Origin of the sequence: Pseudomonas sp. Leaf58 (genome assembly GCF_003627215.1) — a bacterium.
Lineage (GTDB): Bacteria > Pseudomonadota > Gammaproteobacteria > Pseudomonadales > Pseudomonadaceae > Aquipseudomonas.
This window is the reverse complement of record NZ_CP032678.1, coordinates 414,323-436,113: the sequence shown is the minus strand read 5'-3', so window position 1 is coordinate 436,113 and position 21,791 is coordinate 414,323. Positions and strand designations below refer to the sequence as shown.

General features: G+C 55.9%; 21 protein-coding genes. 18 read left to right on the top strand and 3 right to left on the bottom strand.

Features of this window, described 5'->3' with window-relative positions:
• Positions 1 to 40 precede the first annotated feature (40 nt).
• On the bottom strand, positions 41 to 250 hold the full coding sequence (locus DV532_RS27570) for a DUF1127 domain-containing protein (protein WP_082476810.1): 210 nt from the start codon (positions 248 to 250) through the stop codon (positions 41 to 43).
• A 931-nt stretch (positions 251 to 1,181) separates the two neighbouring features.
• Between DV532_RS27570 and DV532_RS27560 the strand changes: the two genes are divergently transcribed.
• From DV532_RS27560 to dcd, 11 genes are all read left to right on the top strand, one after another.
• The gene (locus DV532_RS27560; protein ID WP_056798869.1) at positions 1,182 to 1,829 is read left to right on the top strand and encodes a hypothetical protein; all 648 of its coding nucleotides are present in this window, start codon (positions 1,182 to 1,184) and stop codon (positions 1,827 to 1,829) included.
• A 367-nt stretch (positions 1,830 to 2,196) separates the two neighbouring features.
• On the top strand, positions 2,197 to 3,060 hold the full coding sequence (locus DV532_RS27555) for a hypothetical protein (RefSeq protein WP_056798872.1): 864 nt from the start codon (positions 2,197 to 2,199) through the stop codon (positions 3,058 to 3,060).
• Between the two features lie 10 nt (positions 3,061 to 3,070).
• Positions 3,071 to 4,141, top strand: coding sequence for a cysteine protease StiP domain-containing protein (locus tag DV532_RS27550; RefSeq protein ID WP_056798875.1), 1,071 nt, complete (start codon positions 3,071 to 3,073; stop codon positions 4,139 to 4,141).
• 10 nt (positions 4,142 to 4,151) lie between these two features.
• Entirely contained in the window at positions 4,152 to 4,409 is a 258-nt protein-coding gene (locus DV532_RS27545) for a hypothetical protein (RefSeq protein WP_056798879.1), read from the top strand.
• A 439-nt stretch (positions 4,410 to 4,848) separates the two neighbouring features.
• Complete coding sequence (locus DV532_RS27540) at positions 4,849 to 5,604, top strand: peptidyl-tRNA hydrolase (protein ID WP_056798881.1); 756 nt, start codon at positions 4,849 to 4,851, stop codon at positions 5,602 to 5,604.
• Between the two features lie 585 nt (positions 5,605 to 6,189).
• A complete protein-coding gene (locus tag DV532_RS27530; protein WP_056798885.1) occupies positions 6,190 to 6,414 on the top strand; it encodes a hypothetical protein in 225 nt (74 codons plus the stop codon).
• 126 nt (positions 6,415 to 6,540) lie between these two features.
• Positions 6,541 to 7,737: a hypothetical protein gene (locus tag DV532_RS27525; RefSeq protein WP_056798888.1), complete on the top strand. Its 1,197-nt coding sequence runs from the start codon at positions 6,541 to 6,543 to the stop codon at positions 7,735 to 7,737.
• A gap of 156 nt (positions 7,738 to 7,893) precedes the next feature.
• Positions 7,894 to 9,390 (top strand): DUF6384 family protein, encoded by a 1,497-nt coding sequence (locus DV532_RS27520; protein ID WP_120715465.1) that lies wholly within the window; start codon positions 7,894 to 7,896, stop codon positions 9,388 to 9,390.
• A gap of 11 nt (positions 9,391 to 9,401) precedes the next feature.
• Positions 9,402 to 10,769: a hypothetical protein gene (locus tag DV532_RS27515; protein ID WP_056798893.1), complete on the top strand. Its 1,368-nt coding sequence runs from the start codon at positions 9,402 to 9,404 to the stop codon at positions 10,767 to 10,769.
• A 24-nt stretch (positions 10,770 to 10,793) separates the two neighbouring features.
• Positions 10,794 to 11,471 carry a hypothetical protein gene (locus DV532_RS27510; RefSeq protein WP_156675929.1) on the top strand — a complete coding sequence of 226 codons (678 nt, stop codon included), beginning with the start codon at positions 10,794 to 10,796 and terminating at the stop codon, positions 11,469 to 11,471.
• 294 nt (positions 11,472 to 11,765) lie between these two features.
• Entirely contained in the window at positions 11,766 to 12,401 is a 636-nt protein-coding gene (gene dcd / locus DV532_RS27505; protein ID WP_056798900.1) for a dCTP deaminase, read from the top strand.
• A gap of 59 nt (positions 12,402 to 12,460) precedes the next feature.
• Here dcd and DV532_RS27500 read toward each other — a convergent pair whose 3' ends face one another.
• Positions 12,461 to 14,011 (bottom strand): hypothetical protein, encoded by a 1,551-nt coding sequence (locus DV532_RS27500; RefSeq protein ID WP_156675930.1) that lies wholly within the window; start codon positions 14,009 to 14,011, stop codon positions 12,461 to 12,463.
• Between the two features lie 168 nt (positions 14,012 to 14,179).
• Between DV532_RS27500 and DV532_RS27495 the strand changes: the two genes are divergently transcribed.
• The 6 genes from DV532_RS27495 (at position 14,180) to DV532_RS27470 (ending at position 19,304) form a co-directional block, all read left to right on the top strand.
• Complete coding sequence (locus tag DV532_RS27495; protein ID WP_156675931.1) at positions 14,180 to 15,133, top strand: hypothetical protein; 954 nt, start codon at positions 14,180 to 14,182, stop codon at positions 15,131 to 15,133.
• 50 nt (positions 15,134 to 15,183) lie between these two features.
• Positions 15,184 to 16,104 (top strand): hypothetical protein, encoded by a 921-nt coding sequence (locus tag DV532_RS27490; protein WP_056798912.1) that lies wholly within the window; start codon positions 15,184 to 15,186, stop codon positions 16,102 to 16,104.
• Between the two features lie 84 nt (positions 16,105 to 16,188).
• Positions 16,189 to 17,325, top strand: coding sequence for a hypothetical protein (locus tag DV532_RS27485; protein ID WP_120715464.1), 1,137 nt, complete (start codon positions 16,189 to 16,191; stop codon positions 17,323 to 17,325).
• Positions 17,326 to 17,402: 77 nt separating this feature from the next.
• A complete protein-coding gene (locus tag DV532_RS27480; RefSeq protein ID WP_056798917.1) occupies positions 17,403 to 17,888 on the top strand; it encodes a hypothetical protein in 486 nt (161 codons plus the stop codon).
• A gap of 319 nt (positions 17,889 to 18,207) precedes the next feature.
• On the top strand, positions 18,208 to 18,555 hold the full coding sequence (locus DV532_RS27475) for a hypothetical protein (protein WP_056798920.1): 348 nt from the start codon (positions 18,208 to 18,210) through the stop codon (positions 18,553 to 18,555).
• Positions 18,556 to 18,914: 359 nt separating this feature from the next.
• The gene (locus tag DV532_RS27470; protein WP_056798922.1) at positions 18,915 to 19,304 is read left to right on the top strand and encodes a hypothetical protein; all 390 of its coding nucleotides are present in this window, start codon (positions 18,915 to 18,917) and stop codon (positions 19,302 to 19,304) included.
• Positions 19,305 to 19,336: 32 nt separating this feature from the next.
• Here DV532_RS27470 and DV532_RS31095 read toward each other — a convergent pair whose 3' ends face one another.
• Positions 19,337 to 20,392, bottom strand: coding sequence for an RNA ligase family protein (locus tag DV532_RS31095; RefSeq protein WP_201785242.1), 1,056 nt, complete (start codon positions 20,390 to 20,392; stop codon positions 19,337 to 19,339).
• Positions 20,393 to 20,608: 216 nt separating this feature from the next.
• Between DV532_RS31095 and DV532_RS27460 the strand changes: the two genes are divergently transcribed.
• Positions 20,609 to 21,748, top strand: coding sequence for a hypothetical protein (locus DV532_RS27460; protein WP_056798925.1), 1,140 nt, complete (start codon positions 20,609 to 20,611; stop codon positions 21,746 to 21,748).
• Positions 21,749 to 21,791 lie beyond the last annotated feature (43 nt).

The window sequence follows — 21,791 nt, the reverse complement described above, 5'->3', positions numbered from 1 at the left end:
TATTGTTCGCTCAAATAGGAAACAGACGTAGGGATTCCCGCTATCGCCAAAATGGTTTCGACAACTCAGCCTGACGCTCGGTTTCTGAAATGCCACAATCACGCAGCAGCCGAGCATCGAGCTGAGCCAGGATGCGACGGTTGTGGACGTTGGATCGCCAACGATTCAGTGTTTGCAAAAGGCGTGTATACCAATTGGGCGTGGGCCCTTGCAAGGCGATAGGCAAGGCGTTGCCGCAGCTGGATTTCATATGATTACCCGGAGGAAAATAAAAGTCAATTTACGCATAAAGAGACGATCGATTCCCATGCGAGAGTCACATAACCATTGAGGTAATTTTCAATGATCGTAGGCCAGCCAATCTCGGGAGAAAACCCTTCGAGTCACAATACCCTATGGCTTTTACCGTCAGCGTGCTGGTGCTGGTTGGAGCCAGAGCTACGGCGTGATGGCCGCAGGAGCCCCTGCAGCCATTAACGTCTTGTTCAACCGCAATGGTAGTCGGCAAGAGCCTGGGCAAACGCATCTTGGATGCGCACCTCTGCCAAGGTTACAGCCTTGAACACACGCCGTGGATTGCAGCACATATGGCAGCCGGATCGCCCGCAATTGAGTGCGTGCTGTTTGCGCCATGCACCCAGGGGCTTTTGGCTGTAGCCGGAGTTTGCTGAGTAGCACAACACGATCCGAAACTGTCGGCAGATTTGTTTAGCGTCAGCCTGGCGCCGAATACGCCGCGCTTCTTTGTTGGAGGACATGTGTCACCGATCATTCGCGCCCTCCCCGACGTGGAGAGGGCTAGCGTAGGATCGGTGCCCACAGATGATCGAAAAGCTTCACACCCACTCTTCTTCTTTGAAAATTACGTGCATGCTGACTCCTTAGGGATTGGTGAAGCACTGCCATGATTAGACGTCAATGTCTACTGAATTGCAAGCCTGACTGGCGCGCAGCTATGGCGAAGGCTGCGAAACCAGCCCTGGACTCGAAGACCGAGATCCTGTTTACGAATTACCCTTTGCTCGTGATGATTGCAGATTTGGAAAAAGCTTGGTGGTTGTAATTTTGAAATAGCTCAGAAACACAACCTTAGGAGGAATAAGCAGCCTCTTACTACTACAGATTTTCGTTGAGTTGTGTTACACTGCAGTGGGGGCGCAACGTAAGAGAGTTAGAGAGTTATGCAAACACGCATTGTCGGCGAAAGGATCGTCATAAACAAGTTTCCCAAGGTTACGAGGGACAAGAAGCACTTTAGCGTTAAGGGCGCTTTCGTAGATAAGAAGGTCACCTACGCTGGATGGGATGAGCGGACGATCATTGAAGGCGAGTATGATCTAAAAGTGTCCCAGCTCCTGCAACCTGGCCTGGCAATTAAGGCCACAGGCTACTACATTCAGCCATTGATGCCCGATGGCTACGGCCTTTTGACCATTGAGTTTATTGAACCCTGCGAGCGCCCCTGCGCAGAACAGCACAATCAATCAGACGCTCAGTCAGACAACCCTTACCTCGCCTGGCGTAATCGGCAGTTGGTGGTCGTTAACCGCGCCGTGGACAAGTTCCTGTCTAAGTACCCCGAACACTTTGCACAGAACGAAGCCCGTTGGCTTGAACTCTCTGAGAAGCTTGGCGAACTGAATAGTTTCCAGCCTTCTGCACGCTTCGAAGCCTATATTGCCCCGCCCAGGCTTGTAGAAGCGCTAGTTGGCCAACCAGTTGCGAAGCAATTCTCCGACTTTCTGCTTGAACTTGGCGAGGAGGTGGTTACTGCGAGACCCAAGCCCAAGTTCCAGGTAGTAAGTCTTGACATAGACCATGAGCCTTAAGAGAGGGTGGGGCTGACTCTCTGAATTTAATAGATCTTCCGAAAAATTTCAGAGCACTCCCACCAATCAAGGCCATAAAACAGAATCCGATCCCAAAGGCCGAGATCCATTTCAAGGATCGCTTCTGCCGCATTCTGCCTGCAGTTTTGAATGAAGTGCTGCGGAGTCACCAGGTACTAGAAGATGCCATGCCGTGAATGGCTTACCCGTCAATGTGCACCTTCACAACCCCGCCGATGGCGGCTACGAGACCAAGTCGATGCCGCCTGTGGGGTAGACAAGACCTATCTTTCGCTCGCTTTTGGAGAAAATTGACAAAATGGCAATCACGCGGTATGTTTCCAATTCATTTCCTGGGATCACCTTCATGAAAGACATTCTTTTCTTGTCGGATCTGGACAACTGCCTGTTTCAAAGCCTTCGGGTCAACAGTGCCGGTGTCCACCCGATGACCTTCAAGGCTTCAGGCGAAGCCCACTGTTTCGCCACCGAGGCTCAGAACACCTTGTTCAACCTCCTCAAGCCACGTGCCTTTTGCGTTGCGGTGACGGCGCGCACGCCTGATCAGATGCAGCGCACCAGGGGCTGGGCACCTGAGCATATCAACCAGCTCGCCCTGACCGACCACGGCGCCACTCTCCTTTACAGAAATATTGACGACTCCCCCATCTGGACGCCATTGCCCGCCTGGTCGGACACCTACCGTGATGCCGCTCGGGTCTGCGAAGCGCCTCTGGAGCATGACCTGGACACGCTCAGTGCCTTTTTGCCCGAGCTGTTCCTGCCAGCACACGCCAAGGCGAAGATCGATCTGAGCTACAGCTTTGGCGGTGACGTTCCGTTTTATATCACCCTGCAAATCAAAAACCTCAAGGCCGAAGAGATCGCCAAGGTCATGCAGATCGTGCAGTTGCAGCTGGAGCCCGTCCTCCAGACCCTGCAGGGTACGTACATCCAGCATCAAAACGACTACACCCTAGCCTTCTGGCCGACCTATGTCAGCAAGGAGAAAGCTGCCCAGCGCCTGATTTCAGCATTGAAGACAGGCATTGGTGATGCACGCTTCGACCAGGCAGCGCATGAAATCGGTGAAATCGCGCTGATTTTGACGGCGGGGGATTCGCACACCGATGTGCCCTTCATGCGGCTGGGTGATTTCATGCTCACCCCAGCGGTTTCTCCCATTGCCGAGCAGGCTGGCCAACACGCCCAGCGCCACATGAATATCTGAGGAAGCCATCATGTTCCCACATACCTATGCCCCTGAAGACGTCACTGTACTGCTGGAGCGCCTGCACCCCGAGTTTCTGTCCAAGGACGAGCGTGCCGCCCGTATCGCGGCGGGCACGCACTACAACGAAGTGATCAGCCGCGAAGAGGTGCCCGACCAGGCGTTTCTCGACCTGTTCAAAACCCAGACCGAGCGCTTCGGCGATCAGCTGGCGCACCTGTTCCTCAGCCTCGCCTCGCAGATCCTGCTCGATGCCCAGACCCGCGAGGTACAGCCGGTGTTGGTCTCGCTGGTGCGTGCCGGCACCCCGACAGGCATTCTGCTCAAGCGCACCCTGGCCTTCTGGGGCGTACAGGCACCACACTTCACCGTCTCGATCGTCCAAGGCCGAGGTTTCGACGAGGTGGCTATCGAAAGCATCCTCAGCCAAGGCTATAAACCTGAACAGCTGTACTTCATCGACGGCTGGACGGGTAAAGGCGTGGTCAGGAACGAGCTGTCTTTTGCCCTCAAAAAAATGGGCGACCGCCTGGGTCAATTCCACGACGCCCTGTATGTCCTGAGCGACATTGCCGGCGTGGCTGAATATGCCGCGACGCGGGAAGATTGCCTGATTACCAGTGCGTTGCTGAGCGGGCCGATTTCCGGACTTGTCTCCCGCTCTATCTACCAGGGCACGCCTGAAGCGCCGCGCATGCACGGTGCCGCCTACCTGGAGTACATGGAGCCGCATGACCTCAGCCGCTACTTCGTCGACACAATCGCCGGGTGCATCAAGCAGGCCATCGATCGCGGCCACACCACGCTGCACCAAGTGACAGTCAAAGAGACTGCCAGCGTCAGGATGCTGGAGTTCTACCAGCTGGTGGCCAACCGCCTGGACATCAACAATCCGACGTTCTTGAAACCGGGTATCGGTGAATCCACCCGCCTATTCCAGCGCAAGAAGCCGGCACTGTTGATCGTGCGCGATACCGAGGATCCCGAGGTGGCACATCTACTCGCCATGGCCAGAGCCCAGGACGTGCAGATCGAGATCTGGGAAGACATGTCGCTCAAGGCCTGCGCCATCACGCCATAAGGAGTTGTTCGTGGACAATGCACAGCATCGTATCCAATCCCTTGAGGCGCGCTTAAAGGATCTTGAAAAAGTTGTGGAGGCCGTTCAATCCTTGCGCAACCCGGTCAAGCACGCCTTGGCGAACATCGACGACATTCGTCACGGTAATAATGTCACCAGCGAGGAAATGTGGCGGGCTTGCGGCCATTTGGACACCGCGTTGGATAAACTTCGGGATATCGATAAATTGATCGTCCAGGTTGACCATGAAAGCCCAGTTGTTCAGTGATCTGCATCTTGATGTGATCCCCATGACGCCACCCATGGGGCGATGCTGACCTCTGCCCGATCGAAGGAACCTGAATGAAGTTGACCAGGGACTCGCCTTCATCGGGGAGGCGCTCAAAGCGCGGGGTGCCGTGTACCTGCCGGGCGGCGCACAGCGCAAGCCTGGCCAAGGTCAGACCAGGAGGATGCGATGTACCTGACCTCCGTGCTGTTTCGCCGGCATGCCGAGTGACTGCCTGGCTTCACCTTCCTCGACTGCACCCCCGTGCTGTACGACAATGTGCGCTATATCGGCGCTATGCTCGGGGTGGATTTCCAGCGGCGGAGCCCAAGCATTTGCAGAATGATTCCCCGCTCTTTAGGGCGGGGAGGAAGTCAATGCGACTATTGCCGGCCAGTGCTCTTGCGTATAATGACCCCATTCTAGAAAGGAGTGTTGCATGAGCGAATTGAACCTGTTTTTCCGCAAAGACTTGGGTATGCGCAAGGGCAAGCTTGCCTCACAAGTCGCGCACGCCGCCTGCGCGCAGTTGCTCAATGCCATGGATGATGGCGGGGATCTGCGTTTGCTGCCCTATGCCGCCTACATGACCCTTCAGGTACTGCTGCGTGAACAAGCGGTGAGTGTCCACCCCGTTGAAAACGAAGTGGCACTGCACAATTCCCTGCCCGATCCGGCCAACGCGTCCATCATCATCGACCGTGGTTTGACCGAGTTCGGTGGCGTGCCGACACTTACCACCGCTGCCCAGGGGGCGTTCAGCGCCTCACCGAATAAAGCGGTGCCCATGTCCGGCGCCGACCTGATCGCCCGACAATGGTTTGTGTTCTCCAAGGAGCGAGCCTTACCGAAAGAGCATGCTGCCCGCATGGCGGCCATCGGTTGCCTGCAGATGATGAACAAGCTGATCAGCCAGCCTCTCGATGCCGGGTCTCACGCCGTGCTGCCACTGCAAGATCCCGCCCTGCGTGGGTGGCTGACCGCAGGCTTTGGCAAGATTGGTATGGGTATCAAGACCGATGCGGCCCTCAAGGGCCTGCGTGATGCCCTGGAAGGGCAGCAGATCCCCACCGTGTCGCTGGAAATGAATGGCAACCACCTGTTGGTGATTGGGCCGCAATTCCCAGAAACGGTGGCTCCCATCATGGGACGTGAATCGGATATCTATACATCAGGGATGCTATCGCTGCTGTGACCGATGGAATGGGCAATGGGGTTTGGTTGGACAGCCCCGGAGCCCATGCCCTGCAAAAACTCATTAACCGTTGGGCCGACCCCGCCATAGGCATGCAACCGCTCAATCATTTCCTCGACTGAATACGCGGATAAGCGCTGATCAATCAGCGCCAGCATTTTCTCTGTTCGTTCCGATCGCATCGCTCCCCCTCCTTTTAGGTTGTGTATGACACGCCACCTTGACAGCCTTGCTCTGGGCTATCAGCATGGATGACGATGTTACCAGTTAATCGTTTATTGGGAGTATATACCATGAGCCCGCTTCCGATTGCTTCAAAAAAACCTTCAATTCCGTTTTCCAATGTGACCTACCCGAATCCCATGGCCAGGATCTCTGGGAATTGGTCAAAGCTGATTTGCATCAGACTGGCCATCAGGAACTTGTCCAGATCATCGAGCAAAGTGCTTTCAGACTGCTCACACGCAACACCGGTATTTTCATGTCGGCACTGGGTCGCGTGACGATCGGAACAGTGTGCCCGCCTCTACTTGATCCAGGATACTGGGCTTGCAGGAGCAGATACGCGAATTTCTTGGTGTTCCAATGCGTAGCATGGCCAACGCCGCCCCCTACCCCGCCAGCAGTGAAATCCTGGTGGAGGTGGAAGACGCCAAGGGCAATTGCATCCGTGTCCTAAAGCATCCATCGGGGGTCTACGATATCGCCACCAAACTCCAGGGCGCCGCCGATTCAACCTATGTGCTCAGGCACCCTGAATGCTCTGCAGACGATGCCATTCGCGCCCTGGGCCACTACCTGCATTTCTGAAATCCAATGATGCGTCGGCGACCAAACCTTTATCCATAAATTGCCATTTTTGTTGAACCAGACGTGTTGACGGAATGGCAATTTAACCCTATATTGCGTACACATCCCTCCGCAAAGGTTTCTCGCATGACCACCATGACCGCAACGACCCTCGGCGTACCCGTAAAATCCCCGGTAGCCAACCAGGCTTTGACCTTCCTGGACAAGGCTGTCGCAGGCTTCAAGTCACTGGGCATCGCCCTGCCAACGGCGGAAGAAGGCCCTGTGCAGAAGTTGATGGCGCGTGTCGCGAAGTATGGTCAAGACGAAGCCATGGTGATCTCCCTGGTGCTGAATCGCCAGCAGGCTTTCAACCAGATGGCCCGCGAGCAGATCTCCGGCATGGAGTTCGCCAATCGCCAGGAGCAGGTCGTTGCACTCTTCAACTCCGTGATCACCGACGCAAGAACCCAGGTGTCCCTGGTAGAAGGCGGCAAGCTGTCGTTCCTGGGCAAAATTCAGATCAAGTGGATGGAAGCCCGTCGCGGTAACTTCCCGACCCGATTCCACAAGATCGGCAGCGTCTATAATGCTGTTTCCAAGGATCTGGGTAATCAGGTCGAGCGTGAACGCAACATCCTCCTGGCCTACCAGGATTTTCGCTTCGCCCTTAAAAACAGTGAAGTGCAGGCACATGTGCTTCTCCAGCGTGCCGAAGCTGAACTGGATAAGGCCAAGCAACTACTGGATCAGGCGCAAGCCGAACTGGCCGCCTTCCCGGCAGAGGGTGACGCCGTTCGCCGCTCGGAACTGGAGCTGGCGCGAGACCTCAAGATCAGCGAGTACACGGCCATGGATGCCGACTACCAGGTCGTCAAGGACTGCGCCGACAACCTGAAAGTGTCCTACAACACCTCGGAGTTCATCTTTGCCAGCATCAAGCAGGACAATGACCTCAAGGCGCGCATGTACGAGCATGCGGTGTCGTTCTTCTCCACCAGCGACATCGTCCTGACCGGCCTGAGTGTGAAGTTCACCCAGAACAACGGCATGGCAGAGGCTGCGGCCACCGCCCAGGCCATGACGGACGGTATTGGCCGTGCCCTGGAGCACCTGGCCGAAGTCGGTGGCAAGAACGTGGAGGCGGCCATGCGCGCCGGTTATGGCCCAAGCATCATGGCAGAGCACCTGGTGCGCTTCATCGACCACGTGGTGGAGATGAAGGAAAAGCAGCTGACCATGACCGCTGAGCTGCGCCGCGAAAGCACCGAAAACGCTGCCAAGGCCGCGCTTGCCACCGAAGAAGGCAAAACCAAGTATGTGGCGCTGCTGACCCGCGCCTGATTTAGCCAGATATTGATTCCAGGGGAAGGGGTATCGACATTGGCCGTCGTTGTCATCCACGGTAACGATGTCCTTCCCACTTAATCCATTGGCTGAACGGCGCATGATGTGAAAGCGTGCGCCACCTTGCAAACCTAAACCCAAGGCGTAATGGTCATGTCTGAGAACTTGATGAATACACCGAGTGCAATGGCCATTGCTGCCAGCATCGATAACATCCGTCATGAGCGCTTGTCGCTTGAGAAACACCTGAATCTGCATCAAGATCGCCAGGCGCTGGAAGCCGAGTTTGCTGCATTCTATCGCCGCAACGGGGTGGAAGATGTCACCCCGGAAATGATTGAAAAAGCGGTCGCCGCCTACAAAAAGGATCGCTTCACCTACAAGGGGTGGAGCGGCGGCAATTTCAGCCGATCGCTCGCCAGCGCGTACCTGTGGCTGCGGCCACAATGGAAGAAACTGTCGCTCATGGCCGCCAGTGGTGTGTTGGGGGTCATGGTGCTGTCCATTGGCGCGACGAAGCTTTCGGGGGTACTTGACAGCATGGGCCGCGAGTCGGCTGCCGCATCGATCCAGCAGGATGTTGAAAACTTCGACCAGTCCCTGGCGAAGCTGGGGAAAGACATCACTGAGCGCCAGCAATGGCTCAACACCCTCACCAAGAAAGGCGCCAGCACGGCCCTGCTCTTGCACCAGCAACTCGCGGCGGTCAGTGACCAGTTGACGGTGTTGATCCAGCTGCGCGATGAGATCAGCGCCTGGGGCAAAACCGGCATGGTTGTTGACAAAGCGCTGGTCGAGAAAGATCCGGTCGCCGCTCAAGCGGCCTGGGAAGCCAAGACGCACACGCACGTCGCCGCCTTCAGCAAGGAACTTGCTGCTGCTCGCTCCGAGATGGCCAAGCGGGTAGCGGTGGTCGAGTCGCTAAAGAGCACTTCAGAGCAACTGGCACAGGTGCGAGCATCGGCCTTGTACGCCAGTTACGCCAACGAACCCGATGTTGCTTTCAAGCTGTCGCGTGCCGAGATGGACTTCAGTCAAGGCCGTGTTGAAGAAGCGCGTGTCGGCGTAGAGCAGCTGAATCAGTTGCTGCAAGGGCGGCAAAATGCAAAACAGCTGATCGCCAACGTACAGGCCCTGCAGAATCAGGTCGAGCCAATCTTCAAAGACGCCGAGGGCAAGGCGCGCCTGAACAAGCTGATGGCCCAGGCGCAGCTGGCCGCCCAACAGGGCAACAAGGACAGCTACACGCGCATCACCGACCAGGTGTCAGCGCTGGCCGACTATGTGGCCACCCCTTTACACATGGAAATCACCACCAGCTCCGCTGGCAAATCGGGTATCGAGCGTGAATACCATGAGAATGGGCAGAGCGCCAGCACGCCGGGCCCTAAGCGTTGGTACCTGGTGGTGCGCGCTGTTGATGCGACAGGCAAAGCCCGTGCCATGGACATCACCAACATCGAAACCAAGAAAGTCGAGCGGGTCAGCTTGTGGGCCCAAGAGGTGAGTAAAAAGGGGTACAACGCGGTCAAGAAGGACAAGATCGCTGACGGTATCCTGGACAACACCAACGTCGGTGACAAACCATCCGGTTTTTATGAATTCAACTACACCATGCCGATGCTCAACGGCACCCTGACGCGCTGGTAAGGAGCTAGATCATGGCCACAGGCAAACAGATTTATTCCAAGATTGAAGAGCGGGTCAATCAGCTCGATCGCGCCAAATCCAGTGTCGAGGCGGAGCTGCGCCGCAACCAGCATGCCCAGCAAGCCAATGAGGCCAAGCGCCTGCAATGCATGAGCACGATCGCCTCGATTCATGTAGAAGCCTTACTGGATAAGACCAAGAACCCAGTGCGTGCGGTTACCAGTGAAGTGGACAGTCTCGTCAGCCGCCGCGATCAAGCCTACCAGGATGTGCTCCTTCAGATGGATCGCTCGCGCACAGCGCTTCGTCTTTCCGATGTTGCCGTCGACCAGGCCCAAGCCGACTTCGAAGCCATGCGGATCCGCGTCTATGAAGAACTGGCCAGGTCGGGCGACTTCCGCGAAAAGCGTCGCATGATGGATGAGGCAAACGCCTGCGTGGACACCTGCGTACAGGTGGCCGCCGAGATTCACAAGGAAACTGCCGAGAAATTGGTGGCTTACCAGGCCGACCCATTGTTCAGCTACTTGCTGGCTAGGCGTTACGGCAACACCGATTACCTCGGAAAGGGGCTGTTCCGCCGCCTTGATGGCTGGGTGGCGAAAAAAATCGATTACACCCAGGCCAAACATGACTTTGATGTGTTGACCCAGCTGCCGGGCCTTGCTGATGCGAAGGTGGTGGAAGCCCGGCTGGCCGTTGCCCGTGCCACTGACAACTACCGCATCATCGAGCAGCAGGTGCGCCGTCAGCACCGCTACGATGAGATGGAAAAGGCTGTGACCCAGGCAAAGGCCAAGCGCGAAGACTGCCGCAAGCAGATTGCCGAGCAGCAGAAAGCCATTGATGACTTCCAATCCAAGGAAGACAGCATCATGGGGCAGATTACCCGCAAAGTCCGTGACACGATGGCGCAATTCTCGTTTGCGACCCTTGACCGCCTCACCAAGGACACCGGCAGCAGTGCAGACGACCTTGCGTTGCGCCAGTACCAGCAACTGAATGACGAGGCGCCCATCCTGGCGGCGCAAGAACGAGAGATCCAGGGGCGGTTGCAACAGGCTGCGCAAGATTTCAAAAAAACCAAGGCGTTGCGCGACAGCTACGCCAGCAATGGTTATGACAGTTCGCGCCGAGAGTTTCCGGGCAGCTTTGATATCGATCGCCTGATGGCCGGGTACCTGGTTGGCCACTACAGCCTGGATGACTTCGAGCGAACCTGCGCCAGCAACTCCAGTATCGTGCAACAAACGCAGAGCTACCAGAGCAACAGCTCCAGCATTTCGAGCAGCAGCGGTACACGCTCGGACAACAATTTCACTGTCAGTGACAGCATCTCAAGTGGCGGTGGTTCGATCTCCACCAGCGATAGCTTCTGAAGCCCACGACTAGGAGTGGTTTGAATGAATTCTCCCAGCATGACCCTGGCCGACCTGCGCCACCTGGCGATCCATCAGCTTGAGCCATGGATGGTCTACGCCCCTTGGCGCTCCACCAAGGACTATGCCCAACGGCGCATCCATCAGCGTGTGGACAATGCCTCGAAGGATTTCCGGGGCTGGCGGGTGTCGGTCGAGTCGACTGCCGATGCCAGGCAGGCACTGAACCAAAACCGTCTGCGCTGTCAGAAAAGCTTCTACTTCGGGACTGTCGGCAGTTTCGAGGGCGCCACCCTGGAGGCGCAGGCGTACCGCGACAGCTGCGAAAAGGCCTTGGGCCTGGTGCCCTGGCGCCTGAAAAAGCTGGAGCATGTAGAAGACGCCTTTGCGGTGTCAGGCATCGTGCTTAATGTCGGCAAGCGAGCCCCCTTCTGGATTTACCGGCAAAATGGGCGCCGGCTGATCGGCAGCATTGCCCAGCTGGGCTTGCGGGGTGCTTACACCTGGCTGGCTGAGCGAGTAGCCGAAATCGAGGGCACCGCCTCTGTACCCTCGGACATCCCCATGCCACTGCTGACGGCTGATCAGGAAGCGGGGCTGATTGCCTACGGCATTGCTCAAATGGAGTTGGAAGTCGAACGCCAGCACAGTAAGCAATGGGCCGTGGATTATGTTGCCAAGCATGCACCACGCAATAAATGAGTATTGAAAGCCCCTGGAGCGCACGGGCGCTTCAAGGGGCATACAGACATTGATGTTCAGCCCTAACGGTAACAAGCAATCGCGCAGGGTGACACCTGCCGCATTCTAGCACTATCAGCCAGCGCCCCCCGGAAAACAGCATCGCGCCCCTTATGAGCCCAAATTCAAGGGGGCATTGCACCGTCCCCTCACGCAATTTATTCAATATACGCATTATTCATATATCAGCAAAATCCTGATATGCTTGACGTTTCTCTCATTTAGCGCCGCATGGCGCCTGAAAAAGGTATATGCATGACCATCAAGTCTGATAAATGGATCCGCACCATGGCCCAGGAGCACGCCATGATCGACCCCTTCTGCGATCGCCAGATGCGATTTGGCGACTACCGCGCTTATGTTCAGCATTGTGAGGATAATCACCTGCCGCCGATGATTCGATCGACATGGGAAGAACACAACCGCGTGATCAGCTATGGCGTGTCCAGCTTTGGCTATGATGTGCGTTGTGCTGACGAGTTCAAGGTCTTCACCAATATCAATTCGGCGGTGATCGATCCGAAAAACTTCGACGCCGGCAGTTTTGTCGACGTCAAAAGCGATGTCTGCATCATTCCACCCAACTCGTTCGCCCTGGCTCGCACCGTGGAATATTTCAAAATCCCGCGTGATGTGCTGACCATCTGCCTGGGCAAAAGCACCTACGCCCGTTGCGGCATCATCGTAAATGTCACCCCGCTGGAGCCAGAATGGGAAGGTCATGTAACCCTGGAGTTTTCCAACACGACCACCCTGCCCGCGAAAATTTACGCCAACGAAGGCGTTGCCCAGATGCTATTCCTGCAGTCCGACGAAGCCTGTGAAGTCTCGTACAAAGATCGCGGGGGTAAGTACCAGGGGCAACGGGGCGTGACCTTACCAAAGGCTTGAGCCGTTCACTCAGGCGCTCAGAAGCAGAAAATGGCCGGCGACTGCCGGCCTTTTTGCATTCAAAGGCCGAGGTCTCTGCTCAGGTAGCTGTCCAGGTGCTTGTCGAACAGCTTCAAGCCCTCCAGGGCGCGTGGGTCAACACCCAGCGCCTGAACTTTCTTCAGGCGTGTTTCAGTGCGGATCAGCTCATGGATATCAACCTGGGCGCGCTCGATCAACCGCACCACCAGGTGCTCGAAAGCCGGGCGTTTCATGAATACCTCCACCACTACGTCATTCTTGAAATAGGCTTCAATGGAAGGAGTCAGTGTGTTGATGGCATTAAGTTTGGTCAGGATATCCAAAACCCTGTCCACCTCCTCCTTCTGCAGGGTCTTGTCCTCGGCACTGATGGTTGTGAGCCGAGCAATGAAGGGAGTGCGGGAAGACAGTGAGTAGCCGTAGTTCAGCTCAGGACTGCTTCGGATGTAACCCTTAACTGCGAAGTACTCGGCAGCCTCCAGGGATACACAAAGGGCGTCCAGGCAGGAATGCCCCTTGATGTCGCCGATGCCATACTGGATAAACAGCTCTCGGTAGGTTTCAACCAGGGCAATCAGCTGGGGCACGCTATTGACGGTGTTGTACGTGTGAATGCCTATGGCGGAGCCCAACTCTTTACCAAAGGCCTCAAGTGCCGCTTCAGGCTCAATGCTTGAGAGCGCCTCGACCGCATACTCAGGCTCCAGCAACATTGACTCCAGCGCACCCGCCGTGGCTTCAGGCAGCTTCATGCCCATGATGACCTTCGCGGCTTCGACACGCTCCATAGGCTGGGGGAAATGCAATACCAGCGCTCTTGGCAGGTTGCTGCTGAGATAGCCCGCGTCAAGCTCGGTGCCAAAGTCCACCTTTTGAAGCAGGGTGGCGGCTTGCAGCAAGGCAGGCCCCATGCGACCCACGGCACGTGCAGTAGCGCTTGGCATCTTAATGCCAGAGTCACAGATGGTTTCAATCAGCTTCTTGGCAACGGCCACACGATCCTTGCTGCTGTATCGGGGCAATCCGTCAACCCAGGCGTTCAGGTAGTCCTCGTAGTGCCGCGAGGCATACATGAACAAAGCCGTATGTTCCGACTGCAGTGCCTTCTCGAAAAAGCGCTGCTTGGGTGCCAGCGACATGGGCGCAATAACCTGGTCGTCAATTTCATAGGGCGCGACAAACCCATGGCTGCGATCCAGCAGCGCGTCCCACTGGCGGATATACTCCACCGGGCCTACGCCACCCTCCTCTTTGGGCAATGCCAAGGGGTTATGCAGTTGCACCATACGCGCCGATTTCTCTTTGCGGGTGTAGGACTTTGTCACGATCTGGTGTTCGACATGAAACGGGTCAATGTCCTGGTCGAGGAAAGCTTTCCACAGGGCCTGCGTGTCATAGGTCTGGCCGCTGAAACGCTCATTGAAAGCGTCGATGAATTTTTCCCAGAATTGACGCTGCAAAAAACCAGGGCCCTTCAGCTGGCTGCCGATGGTCTTCTTCGGATCATAGGTTTCATCCTCAAGGCCCATGTACAATTTCTTCACGAGATTTTTAAGGATGAGTTCAGGGTTGGGAATCACTTTCGACATGGTGCACTCACAATTCGAGATAAGCCAAGCCTGGCGCCGGCTGAAGATACTCTGAGTTTAACAAGGGAGCATTGCGAGCGAACAGCATCCAGGTCAGCCAGGTGATAGCTGACGATACTTGAGCTCCGTGGGTAAAGTGAAGAAAAGAGCAGGGCCTTGGAGTGTTACATGCATCGACCACGATCATCCCTGGAGCAATGGCGGCTGACCCAGCATTTCGCGGCCCGCCGTGGACGACACATCCGCTCCTTTGCGTTTCAAGAGCACGTGCCTCAGGGGCTGGAATCCGAGCAGGTCTTTTCCAAGCACGTGGAGCAGTTTCTCGCGCTCCTGGGCTTGCCGCCCATTAAGTACCGCGAGTACCAGGCCAGCAAGCCTGAGCCGTACCTGCTCCAATGCATGTATGCCAACAAGATTTCTGATCAGCAGTGGGTTAGCGAGGTGCTCCATGGTGTCGAACATTCGCTGTGGCAAGCTCGGCACCCCTGGCGGGTTTCCGATTGGGTGGACTGGGATGAGGTAGAACGGCGGCTAACCGGTGATGAGGAAAGCGCCAGAACGCTTCAGAAAGTGTTCACCAAGGTTGCAGGGATCGACTTTGCACAACTGGAAGCTGGTGCCACCCAGGCGGCTGTACTGGGCCCTGGCCGCTTGCCGCCCGACCGCCAGCGCCGGCAGGTTGGGGAGCAAGCGTATAGCAAATGCCCGTTTGAAGGACGCTGGTACCGCGATGCGTTGTTTGGGTATCGGTTTTCAGTGGTCACCTGTGACATGGAAATGATTTACTCGTGGGGCAACCCACCTGAGCAAGACTTTAAATCTCAAACCGAAAGCTACCACGCAACTCTCAAGCAAGCGATCGAAGCGGTCTTCACGCATTTGCCAGACAACAGCGAAGATCGCAGTGTCTTCGTGTACCTCAAAGATTACCAACTGCTTTCCTGCATGCGACTCAATGATGAATACACGTGGGAAAAACACGCTCACACCTATGGCCGATGGGACTCGCCATGCCCAGTCAATACCAAAATCATTGCCGACACGTTGTATGAGGTGGAAGTGGCGCTATTGGGCGAAGTCAAGTCCGCTGAGCGTTTCTTGATGGATGACTTGGGGCTTTAGTGACTTGCGGATTCGGCAGCCTGCATACTGAGAGTAAGAGGAGCGCTGCCATGAATCCCATAGAGCCAATCGAAAATTTCACGCTGTCCAAGGCGTTTGCCAAGACAGCAGAAATTCATCGCAATCGGTATAGTCAAATCACCACAACTGACTTCTGGATCGCCGCTGATAACGATCTGGAGCGCAACCCCGTGGTCTGTGACATCCTTTTCAATTGTTTCCACGTGACCGTAGTCGAGGGCGGTTTCAGCAGCAAGTCCCCTAATCCATTGATGTGCACATTGATGGTCATGAGCTTTTCCCGAGAATTTACCCCGGAAGATGAGCACCTGCTGCGCTTCGACAAACTGGTCTGGGCCCTGCAGGCAATGTCTAGCCACGAGCGCTGCGTGGTTGATCGGGTGTTCGAAGCGCTCGTGGGGAGCAAGGTGGATGCATTTCTGGAAGCGTATCGACCTCAGCCTCAGGTGATCGAGCAGGCGGCGAAAGCCCTGAAGGCGTATGTTCATGAGGAGGGGCAGTACCGTTGTGATCGCACCAGCCAGCTTCGCCCCGCTGAAATTTTCAGTCAGCGCTTCTGGTTGCAGCACATCCGGGAAAGACGGATGCTCAATGTGGACGGCGCGGAAGATCCGACGCCCTTTTATGAGCAAACCCTGATCAGTACCCACGGTTGCTTTGAGCAGGCCATGGATGCCCTGCTCCAGGCTGCACGGGATGGCTCATTGCATCGCGGCATGTGTCTGCAATTAAAGTTCTATGGGTTTACGCTGCTCGAAGGTTATCAAGAGGCTCAGGGTATCGTGTGGCACAAACCTGGGCATGAACATGATGACATACCGGACTACTATAACGCCCACTGTGGCTTCACCACCCAGGAGCTTTGTCAGGCACTGCTTGAGCGGGAGGTTCAGCTGGGCCATGGGGAGCAGGTGCTTCAAGATTTCTTAACACTGGATTTGGGGCTTTGACGATATGGAATCAAAAAACAAGCTGCTCAACTACTTCATGGAACTCAATGGGTAGCTCCGTTCAGCTACGCCAGAGCAGCATTCATGGAGGATTACATCCACCAACATGGGACAGCTATTGACCCGTTGATTGCTGACATCCTCGGAAAAACTGGCAAAGAGCACAGTCCAACCAGTTACAAGAGCGCGGTGCTGGCAACCGCCCACCTGATTGTCGACACCATCGAGCAGCGCCCCGACAGCCCTTGGGTCGAGCTCGCTGCACAGCTCTCAAAAACAGCGGCAGGCCCGAATTACAATATACTGATGGGGCCGCTGCTCAATTTCGTAGGGGAAAAAGCACAAGCGCTGAATGCAGCGGGGTTAAGTATCTTGACCCTCGTGCCTGCTTCGGTCGAACCATTGGCCACCTTCGAAGCGCTGTTCAGCAACCGCCGAGACATGATCAGGGACATGCTGGCCTACAACCTGGCGGAGCACTTCAGCGCCTACTCGGCCTTGATCGAGGGTGAAATGGACATGACGGCCAAGGGCTACCGCCGCTACCCGTCTTACTTGCAGTCGCTGATCAAGCCCATTTTGTTCACCCAGCCACTGAGCGTTGATGCCTCCGAAATCCGAACGATGGTGTTTGGCTGTGCTGAACTGGGTGCAGAGGAGCGCTACGCCCGCGTGGTGAACAATGCCAGACGCGTGTGGCAGGCCAGTGGCCTGGCCAGTGAGTGCAAGCTTGTCGATATGCCGGCGCTCTCCCCGGCGTTCATGACGCGCTATGGCCAGGCGATCGCCCAGGAGATCTTCGATCTGGTGAATACCGGCTTGCGCTATGGCATTGGCGCCGATGGGATACACGGCCTTGGACAGGTCATCAATCACTTGTCCAGCCAAGGCCTGGACTGGCTTTCAGCCTTCACCTTGTCCACGCAAAACGGCAGCAACATAGCGGCGCTGGATGATGATCTGGGCGAGGCGGATCGGGAGCAGGCCCTCAAGCTCTTTCTCAGTGCCTTTGCGTTTCGCAACTCGGCTGACCACGAAGCTTCGCGCCATTTCTGTAACCTGGTCATGGATACGCTTCCCAAGGAACTGGTGGCCACCGGGCTGGACACCGACAAGATCCGCAAACGCCGTTATTACCACTGCAAGGATCCGTTCTATTTGAACCTTATGGAGGAAGATTCAGCAGTTGAAGGGGTGCTGCAAGAAGACCTTGGCCTGTGACGCGTTAATGGTATATTGACACCATGAGCAGGCTTGGTTAGATTTCGCACATTCGACCCCCCTTCGAGGATGATGCGATGGATGAGATCCAGGCTGTAGACAATGATCAGGTGTATTCCCTGGCGGTCAATGATCCCACCGATCTTGACAACGAAACCCTGATCATTGTGAAGTCGACCGATGAAACCATGGCCTATCACTCGCAACTGGCCCGATACCTGGCCAATCAGTGTGATCGCTTGATTCCACATTTCTACAGCGTGTGGCGCGGGGTTTCGCGGGCGAACCTGCAGGTGCAGATTCAGCGAATGCGCCAAAGTGTAAAGCCACATGAAGAAGCAACCATGCAAGCCCATCTGGCAAAAAGTTTCTCACAGTGGGTAGCTGAAGCCCGGCTCAAGCGCATCAAAGTGAATGGCACCTTGGTGGTGGCCATCTTTGGCATGCCTGGTATTGATGAGCCGGTATTCAATGCCGAACTGATGATCCCATTCAACAATCTGCAGATTGCCAGCGACATCGCAAACACCGAATGTGACCCCGCTTACTGCCAGGCGGCCTGATAGCGGTACCCAGCAGCGTTGTAGCGTCCACCAATCAACGCTCCGCGAGCGCCCTTTTCTCCTGTTCGGCTGATACGCTATGCTCAGCTGACAGGATCCCCCATGAACATCGAAGAATTCATCGCCGCGCACGGTTTCAATCCCGCGAATAGCCAAGAAGTGCAGCGCCAGGCTACGCGTGTCCCAATTGTCGACTCCCCCGCCTCGTGTCTAACCCGGAGCTGGCCGCCACGTACATTGGCTTTCAGCCTGCCAATGCGGCCTTTCTGCCGCCATGGTTCAACGGCCAATCGGCCTATCTGCAGCGATTAATCGTGGAATGGATCCCCGGCTGATTAGCCTGATTCCGGCTCGCGCCGTCGAACCCGCAAGCTACCTGGAGTTGGCGCTGCGGGCAGTCACCGCCAATGCGCAAGCCATCACCCGCCTCAACCTTAACTTCATGGCACTCCATGGGACGGAACTGGTTGCACTATATCCAGCGGCAGTGGACTTCATGCCTCGATACCTGAAAGCTTACCTGTCGGAGCGCCTGCAAACCCAGGCCTCCCTGTCTGCCGAACCTGGCTGCCCTGTTGTGTTCCGCGATTTCGCCTTGAGCGAAATTTCAACTCAGGTCAAAGACCACGGTTATAGCGAGCTGATCATTCAGATCAAGGAGGGTTGATGGCCCCGATCCTGCAATCCGATGAAGCCCAAGGATGTGGCTGACTGCTTTCGCCACCTCAAGGGCACGCCTGGCAACTTTGCGTTTCTGCTGAAGGCCTAGCTAGGCGCACAGCCTCTCAAGGACGTCTGCCTGCTCATAGAAACCGACGCGCATTTGCGGGTCGCAGCGGAGGTTTTTGGCTCGCGGGAACTTGCCGAAGGAATTGCAGCCCATGGCCCGCTTCTCGCAGGTTTATTGGAGTGCGACCTTGGATTGTAAATCTTAATTATGCGCTGAAAACCCCAGCATTGTTGTTGATCTATCAGCTTCGAAACACTACCCTGAGAAAAACCCGTCTTGCCCCCAAGGAACCTCCCATGACCTCTTGCGCCCTGAGCGATGAACATATCGCGTCGCTAGATTCCCTTGTAAAATTGGCGTCAGAGGGGCCCTGGGTCACCGATGTAAACGATAATGGCGCAGTGTTCAATGTCTATGCAGCCGATACTGAAATGGACATCGCTATTGCCCAGCAGGTTCCCAGCGACACGAATAACGCTCAGCGCATCATCAATGCCAAGTACATTGCCGCGTTCAGCCCCACTGTCACGCGTGTGCTCCTGGACGACAGAATGACCAACCCTCGCAGGGCCGACCCCAAGGCCTGGGCCACCCTGAACCAGCTCATTGCAGGGCTTGTGGAGGCTGGCGTGCCTGAGTCCGAAGAACTGGCCAAGGCTTGGCATGCTGTCAACAATCCCACTTGATAGGCTAAAAAGAAGGGCCCGGAAGGCCCTTTTTAAACCAGCTCATTAGGCTTGATGTCACTGTCGTACATCCAGTGCTTGCCCGTTTGAACGTGCCCTGCCCTCACAAACTTGGCGACGACATTGCGAAACTGACTCAAGTGAAATGCCTCGGCCACCCGGATCACATAGCCTTCACAGCTTTCCCGGTGTTCTTTGCTGTTGTACAGCGCCCTGATCTTCTCTTCGTCATAAATGCCTTCGTACAACACTTTGACGGGCTTGATGCCCAGCAGATCGAAATACTCAAGCGTGTCAGCCCAGCTCAGGCAATAATTCATTTCGTTCCACACATTGAAGCCGTGGAAGTAGGTGTCAAGTTTGTAGCGGATCGAGTGCTGGGCGAACAAGTTCTCCCCACAGATGCGCCAGCCCAGCGGGATGTCGTGCTTGAACCGCGCCCACAAATTCTTGACCCAATCGCGGCTGGAGTGATGGCGCGAATCAAGCGACCTGGCATGGCAGATGTGCTGCATCAGGGTCGTGTTTTCACCGTCCATTTTCTCCGTGACGACCACCCTTTTGCCGATGAAAGCAGCCATGCTGGCGATCACGCGGTCATCATCATGAATGCCTTCTGACCAGGGTGCATGGAGGGTGCGCGGGTACTTTTGCAAATCGGTGAACTGATCCAGCACCCCAGCCTGTTTTAGAATGTGCTGGACTGCAGGGTCATAGAACAGCTCGCCTTTGCTGCGCATGCCGGTGGGCAGGTACAGGTTGCCCCAGCGGTCGAATTTTTCGTCTTCGTACCAGTCAGGCGGTACACACACCGTGTCGATACCCGCCGCCTTGCGCACGTCATCCAGGCTGATGAGTGTCATCTCGCAGTCCTGGCGATGCTGTTCACACAGCGCAGCGCCATTTTCAAGGTAGAAGCCGCCCGATGGGAACGCTCGCTGCTCGATAATGTGATAGGCATTCACTGGCTTTTGGTGACAAAAGACACAGCAGTGGTTGTCCCGCTTCAACACGGACGAGCGAAAGCGATCCGGGGTCAGCAGTTCGGGGGTACGCCACAGTTGGCGTGGGGGAGCCTTGGTTTTCATGATATGCATTCCTTAAAGGGGTCTGAGCCCTTCCGAAATGCGAAGAGGCAGACTAGAGGATGGTGGTTAGTCTGTGGTTGAGGGTCATGGGGTGATTGATTGGGGGATTGTGGTTGATTCGGCAATTATCGCTCGGCATGGCCAAATGGTCAACGCTTTAATTGATAATTGGTAGGTAGAACAGTACTATTTCAGTACAAGTCCAGGGAATACACCATGAACAGCCAGGAAAAAGCCCTCACCAACCCGATGGATCTGCAAGCCTTTGATCATTACATCCAGGACATCTGCAGGTGCATCAAGGTCGATCCACAGTGGCCGGATCTGCCCGATCATCTGCGTGTGGTCAGAGGGTTGCTGAACACGGCGTTCACACAAGGCTCGGTGTACAGCCACAGTGCCTGGGTCAATGCGTTGACACCCCTCACCTCCCTGGAGGCATCACATCGCTCAGACCAGGTGGTGCTGGCCATCGCCGAGCACCTCGGCACGACCCATGACTACAATCGCCTGGTACTCCCCTCGCTGAGCCCAGCGGGGCGCGAGCGCCTGGCCGAAATTCTGGCCTCAGATCCTCGGCAATCCATCATCTTGCCATTCCTGCACACACTCGGGAAATTCGCGGCGTGTTGCCAGGGCGCAGAAGCTTCCTTCGCCACTCTATTTGGCAAGTTCCTGGCCTTGTCGAAGGACGGAAAATTCCGCAATCAGCAAGTCAGCACGCGCCACGAGCATTGCATTGCAGCCCTCAAGGCGCTCAACAACCACCTCAGTCACTGCCCGGACAACCCGCATACCCATAATTTACTGCAGCGCAAACAGCGGTGCCTGCAACAACTGATCAATTTGCCCTGTGACATGGTGGGCGGCAAGCATGGCTGGATTGGTCTCGATTTGTTCGTCACCCTGCACAAACTGGGCATAGGCTCCATTGTCCCGGCCCATTTGAGGCCCGAAAATACAGGTAATTCGTACAATGCCATGCACCGGTTGGCGTCGATCGGCAAAGCCCCAGCCCCCGCCTACTTCAACGACAAACTGGTGAGTGTGCCGGGCAATCTGACGCTGGAGCACCTTTGTTACGCCATTCAAAACCCTGAACTGGTGCTGCCTTTGGATCACCTGGTGCGCAGCGCCATCGCGTTTGACGTACTGACTGGATGGATCAAGAACATCAACACCATGGAGCTGCCGGAGCCACATGGGCCACAACGGCTGGTCGAGGTCTTGCGCACCCTGGTGACGCACAAGCCACGGTTGGTGAGCCACATTCTGGTCGCTGATATTCGCCTGGAAGGCCTGATGGAAATCGAAACGTTGCGCGAAGCCTACCTGCAGCGTGACATTGGGCTGTAGTGCCCGTTGCTCACGTGTTATCGTGAAAAAAATCCAGGATTGA